At 64.8% G+C, this 2336-nt stretch carries 3 protein-coding genes; all 3 read right to left on the bottom strand.

Annotated features, from left to right (window positions below; all coding sequences use genetic code 11):
• The coding region (locus A3E77_RS06770; RefSeq protein ID WP_458574417.1) for an RDD family protein at positions 1-295 on the bottom strand (295 nt) is incomplete at its 3' end.
• Positions 292-1332, bottom strand: a complete 1041-nt coding sequence (locus A3E77_RS06765) for a stage II sporulation protein M (RefSeq protein ID WP_293644361.1) — start codon at positions 1330-1332, stop codon at positions 292-294. The genes A3E77_RS06770 and A3E77_RS06765, both read right to left, overlap by 4 nt.
• Positions 1329-2336 (bottom strand): DUF58 domain-containing protein (locus tag A3E77_RS06760; RefSeq protein WP_293644359.1); only part of this gene is annotated, 1008 nt, incomplete at its 5' end. The genes A3E77_RS06765 and A3E77_RS06760, both read right to left, overlap by 4 nt.

Here is a 2336-nt window from a genome sequence, read left to right as displayed (position 1 = left end):
CCGCGCGCGACCCCAGCTCGAACCCGATGAACCAGAAGGTACGGAGCAGGAAGGCCCCCATCATCCAGATGACTTCGGTCACGTCGGACTGCGCGGCGACGCCGATCCACAGCATCAAGAGCCAGAACAGCAGCAGCGCGAGCTGGATCAGGATCATGTCGATCAACAGCGCGCCAAAGCGCAGCCCGGCGCTCGCAATCTTCAGTTCCAGGTCGACGCCTTCGGGCGTCACGAAATGGCGGATCTTCTTTGCCCGCGCGGTGCGCGATTTTGCGTTGGAGGCGGCGGCGGTCATGCCACATCCTCGCGGCGGGGAATGTAATAATAGGCGAGCCAGAACGACAGCATCAGCGATCCGATGGCATAGCGCAACATCGTGTCGGTGATCAGCTGGCGCCCGAAGCCTTCGAGCAGCCCGGCGGCGAACAGCATCAATATGACGCCGACCATCACCTTGCCCGCGGTGCGCCCGGCATCGGCCGCCGCCTGCAACCGTCCGCGCGCGCCGGGGAAGACGACCGCGGCGCCGATGCGCAACCCGGCCGCCCCCGACAGCGCGGCGGCGAACAGCTCCGTCGTGCCGTGGATGAACAGCCAGCCACCGAAATCAAAGCCTAGCCCTTTGGCGGAAAAGACCGCCATCATCGCGCCGAGCCCGATCCCCTGATAATATTCGAGCATCATCGTCGGGATTCCGAACGCGAAGCCAAGCGCGAAGGACAGGATCGACACCTGGCTGTTGTGGGTGAACAAATATGTCGCGAAGACGTGCAGCCCGCTTTCGCCCTTATCCGCCGCCGCCTTGCCATGCCCCAGCGTCGACTGAAGGAATTCAGCGGTCGCGCGCGGGTCGCGGCCGCCCGCCATCTCTTCGTCGACGAAGTTGAAATACCATTCGGGGTTGCTGGCGACGAGCGAATAGCTGGTCAGCGCGCCGAGCAGGATGATCAGCGCGATGATCAATGTTTCCTTCCACACCGATCGCACCGCGGCGGGCCAGTCATAAAGGAAAAAACGGCGGAGGCGGCTCAGCCGCGTCTCGCGCACGCCATAGACAAGGAAATAACCGCGGATCGACAGGGCTTCGAGATGCTCGAGCAGAGCCTTGTCGAGGCTCGTAGCGCGCGCGATCGACAGCGACGACAGCGTGGCGCGATAGAGAAGGGGCAGTTGCAGTAACTCGTCGCTGGTCAGCGCCTTGGCGCCCTTTTTCTCCAGCTTCGTCAGCAACAGGTCGAACGCGATCCAGTCGGCTTCGCGCTCGGCACGAAAGCGGCTCGTCGAAAAGCCGGGGGCGTCGATCGCGCGGGTGGGGGCTGAAACGGGAATCACAGTGTGCCTGTCCGCTTGATGCCCAGATAGGCCTCGACCGCACTCGCGCCCATGGCGTCGGCAGGCACCTCGATCACGTCGGCGCCCAGCCGCTGGAGCCGGGCGATCACCAGCTCGCGATTGCGCAGCATCGCCGCCGCGACGTTCGACCGGGTGACGTCGGCGCCGGTTTCGGGGCGGCGGCGTTCCTCGCTTTCCACTTCTTCATCCTTGATGACGACGAACAGCAACCGATGCTTCTTCACCAGCCGCCCGGCGGCACGGATCATCAGGTCGGCGCTCGTCGCGTCGGCAAATTCAGTGAACAGGATGATCAGCGAGCGGCGATTGAGTTGCGCCGACAAGCTGGTCAGCGCGAGAGTGAAATTGCTTTCCACATGCGCATAGTCGATCAGGCTCGCCGCGCGCTGCAACGCTGGGAAATCTTGCGTGTGCATATAGGCGGGGGTCAGCGCGTGCGGCTTGGCCGCGAACGAAAACAAGCTGATCCGGTCACCCAGTTTCAACCCGACATAGGCGAGCAGCAGCGCCGCCGACACCGCGCGGTCGACGCGCGGCATCCCGCCCACCGGCTCGGCCATTGTCCGCCCGCCGTCGATCGCCAGCACGACGCGGTTGTCGCGCTCGACACGGTATTCCTTGGCGAGCAGTTTGACGTGGCGTGCCGACGCGTTCCAGTCGATAGCGCGGCGGTCCATTCCCGGCTGAAATTCGGCAAGTGCCTCGAACTCGGTGCCTTCGCCGCGGAAGCGTTGCTGGCGAAGGCCGAACCAGCTGCCCCGCTGGAACAGCCGGCTGCCCTCGTCGGTCACCGCGCGCAGGCTGGGGACCACGTTGATCGCGCCGCTGATCGCAAATTTGCGCTGTTTCCACACCAGCCCCAAGGGTCCCGCCCAGCGAATCCACAGCGCCTCGACCAATGCCTGCCCGCGCCGCGATGCGGTGAGCGACAGCGTGCGCGTCAGCGCGTTGGCATCGGCCGATTTGTGCATATCGGCGGCAAG

This window comes from Sphingopyxis sp. RIFCSPHIGHO2_12_FULL_65_19 (genome assembly GCF_001830555.1).
GTDB lineage: Bacteria > Pseudomonadota > Alphaproteobacteria > Sphingomonadales > Sphingomonadaceae > Sphingopyxis.
Note: the sequence above shows the minus strand (reverse complement) of the source record. Positions and strands in the feature narration are given on the sequence as shown.